The organism is Desulfovibrio sp. 1188_IL3213, from assembly GCF_036763145.1.
GTDB lineage: Bacteria > Desulfobacterota > Desulfovibrionia > Desulfovibrionales > Desulfovibrionaceae > Desulfovibrio.
The window spans coordinates 1-3,115 of the sequence record NZ_JBAIYR010000279.1; the positions used below are offsets into that span (position 1 = coordinate 1).

Sequence of the window (3,115 nt, forward strand, 5' to 3'; positions counted from 1 at the left end):
GGCCGACCCCAACGGGCTTCGCCGCTGCGCCCTGGGCATCATCCGCATTGTGCTCGATTTCGGTCTGCGGCTCGACATGCGCGAAGTTTTTGCCAGGGCGCAGGAACTTTACGGCGACAGGCAATGGAAACTGCCCCCGGCCGAAGCGCTGGACAAGCTTATGGATTTTTTTGGCGCAAGGCTGCGCAATTATTTTATGAGCCGGGGCCAGGATACCTTGCTGGTGGATGCCGCGCTGGGCGCTGGTATGGCTCAGGTAAAGGACTGCGGCGAACGCCTGGAAGCCCTGGCGGCCTTCAGCCGCGAGGCGGGCTTTGCCGAAGCCGCACAAACCTTCAAGCGTGTGGCTAATATTCTGCGCAAACAGGGACAGGCTGAGGATATTCCGGCCCAGTGGCAGGCGGAACTCCTGCATGAAGATGCGGAAAAAGCTCTGGCGGCAACGCTGGATGACCTGCTGCCGGAACTTGACCGCATGTGGGCGGCACGTGATCATGCCGCCGCTCTGGCCTGCCTGAGCAATGTGCGACCGGCTGTGGACGCGTTTTTCGACGACGTGATGGTCATGTGCGACGATGCAGCCCTGCGACGTAACCGTTTAGCCATGCTCCAGGCCCTGGGCGGTCGTTTTGCCCGTCTGGCGGACTTTGCGGCCCTGCAGATGTAGGTTTGCCCACGCGGCGCGGCAGGACTTGTTTTTGCCGTCGCGCCGCGTATGCCAGACGGCGGCCCCAAGCAGTGAAAACGGTACGCGACACGGCGTAAAAGGCCGGGGCTTCCCGCTGTGACAGGCAGTTCTGAAAGCGGGTGTGGCTCAACCCTTTGCGGCAACAAAACAAGTATCTTGGAAAAAACGGCGCGTTTACTTGACAGCCATAAGGCCCTATGCTAACAACCCGTCTTCGCGATAGCGCTACATATTTCAGACTCATGGCTTGCCGGTGCAAGCCCAACATAGTGGAGGATTACCGTGGCAAACCATAAGTCAGCCATCAAGCGTCACAGGCAGAGCGTAGAAAGAGCCGGTCGCAACCGCGCCGTGCGTACGCGCGTCAAAAACGCCATCAAGCAGGTGCGCGCCGCCATTACTGGCAGCGACAAGGCTCAGGCCGGTGAAGCTCTGGTGGCCGCCACTTCTGTGCTTTCCAAGGCCGCCGGAAAGGGCGCCATGCACTGGAAGAAGGCCGCGCGTAAAATTTCGCGTCTGGCCCGTGCTGTCAACAGCATCGAAGCCCAGTAGTTTTCAGTGGCCGCTTTTTGGGCGGCCAGACGAGTGGGGCGGCTTGATCTGCCCAAAAGTTCTGGTGCCTGAGTGCGGCGCGCTGGCGCGACCGCAGAGCGCTTTTCTAAGTGCATGCTGATTGAAAATTTCAACTAAGTTCGCAGATTTTCAAAAAATATTTTGAAAAAAAGCTTGACCGCCACTGCGACTTGATATAGTTTCCCCTTGTTACGCGCTCGTAGCTCAGCTGGATAGAGCAACAGGCTACGAACCTGTAGGTCAGGAGTTCGAATCTCTTCGAGCGCGCCACAAGAAATCAAACCCTTACGGTAAAACACCGTAAGGGTTTTTTTATGTTTAAAAAATCTCTCCCCAATCTCTCCCCAAATTAAAAGTGACGCGGGGTGAGGCCGAATGAAATGCCCCCAACAAACCATATCAGTTAAAAGGCGAGAGATCGGCGAAACCGACTATGACGCCACAAACGGAATTTGCCATAAAGGAAAGTAAATTCATCTCCTTGCCTTGCGCAACAAGAATTGAGTATACAGATTGACGAGGTTTGCCGAAAATGGGTGTTCCAGCATACCTCCCACCGTGAACGAAAAGGCGGGTGGGCTGTGTCCCACGAATTACGCCGACTCAGGCAATTGGAAGAGGACGCTTTCGACTCAAGCGCATGACCGCAGACCTGAGCCTTGATAACGCCTTGGATGTGCCAGTCAAAAAAGCTTTGAGGCATGCTCTGAGGCGGGAATTGATAACGCACTTGCGGGACAGTTACGGAGTGAGAGTACGGAGGGCTTCTTGCGCCCTACTGCAACAACCCAGCTTCATCCGCCCATCAGGTTCCATTATGCATGCGAATTCGTAAAATTGCGGTCAGCCGTGTTCGCTATGCTATCACGTATTTATGTTCTGCTCCGCCGCAAGGGCTGGCTGGTGAACATAAAAGTATGCACCGGCTACAGGGAAAGGGCTTAACTTGCGCCATACCACGCGGGATCATGGTAGGTTTACCGCAACATAGCAACGGATGCTGGACAAGGATTTTGTTTCTGATTCGCTGTTTGATGGTTGGCGTTGCGGGCATTCACTGTGTTGGATATTTTTACGCGGGAAAGCCAGGCTATAGAGGTGGCAAAAGCCTTAGCGGTGAAGACGCCGTTGCCAACCTGCCCTGCATGTCTTTTCTGCGTAGGGATTCTATGAAAATCCGTTGCGACAACGTATTACGGGACAAACTTACCTTAAGGGTCCTGAGCAAATGGGCTTTGAGTATAACGTGTCGATCGAGATCTCCGTCTTTGTAAACAGATAATGCCCACATTGAGTCTTTTATGGCCATTTCCGGGAGGAATGCTTTTTATCCATTGAGGACGCCAAAGCAAAATTGAAGATTGGCGAAAGGAATAGAAGGCGAACCAACCTCACATGTCCCTGAATTGCATGATCCACAAGGGGTTTCAGCTTGTTTCCTTAAAAATTAGCGCCAAGGTCTCACTTGTAGATCAACAATAATTGTGGGAAGAGATCAGGTGACTTTATTGTGAAGGATATGAGTGAGAGAAAAGATGCAAAAAACTATGGAGAGGGCTATTATTTCACGGCATAGGTACGCTGAGACTGATTGTCTAGACTCTGAAGTGCTGCCTTTTAGCCAGTGGGAAGAAATAGAAAACACTGGCTTGAGTATTTTTAAAAAAGATTTTGAGGGCGCAGTGTACTTTCTTAAGGAAAGTCATTCTGCACGCTATAAAAATAAGTCATTGCTGTCCGGCTAAGGGGTAACAAAAAAGTCCAAAATCTCAGCAGTATGTGGTATAAGAAGTTACCACAACAACTTGCCACACAAGGAGATTTTGGACTTGAGCCATCATACTACACTCTTCT

2 protein-coding genes and 1 tRNA gene are annotated in these 3,115 nt (G+C 52.3%); all 3 read left to right on the forward strand.

Features of this window, described 5'->3' with window-relative positions; all coding sequences use genetic code 11:
- Positions 1–667 (forward strand): glycine--tRNA ligase subunit beta (locus V6C16_RS10205; protein WP_333543139.1); only part of this gene is annotated, 667 nt, incomplete at its 5' end.
- A 303-nt stretch (positions 668–970) separates the two neighbouring features.
- A complete protein-coding gene (rpsT, locus tag V6C16_RS10210) occupies positions 971–1,240 on the forward strand; it encodes a 30S ribosomal protein S20 (protein WP_333535444.1) in 270 nt (89 codons plus the stop codon).
- A gap of 214 nt (positions 1,241–1,454) precedes the next feature.
- A tRNA-Arg gene (locus tag V6C16_RS10215) sits at positions 1,455–1,531 on the forward strand.
- The last annotated feature ends 1,584 nt before the right edge of the window (positions 1,532–3,115 follow it).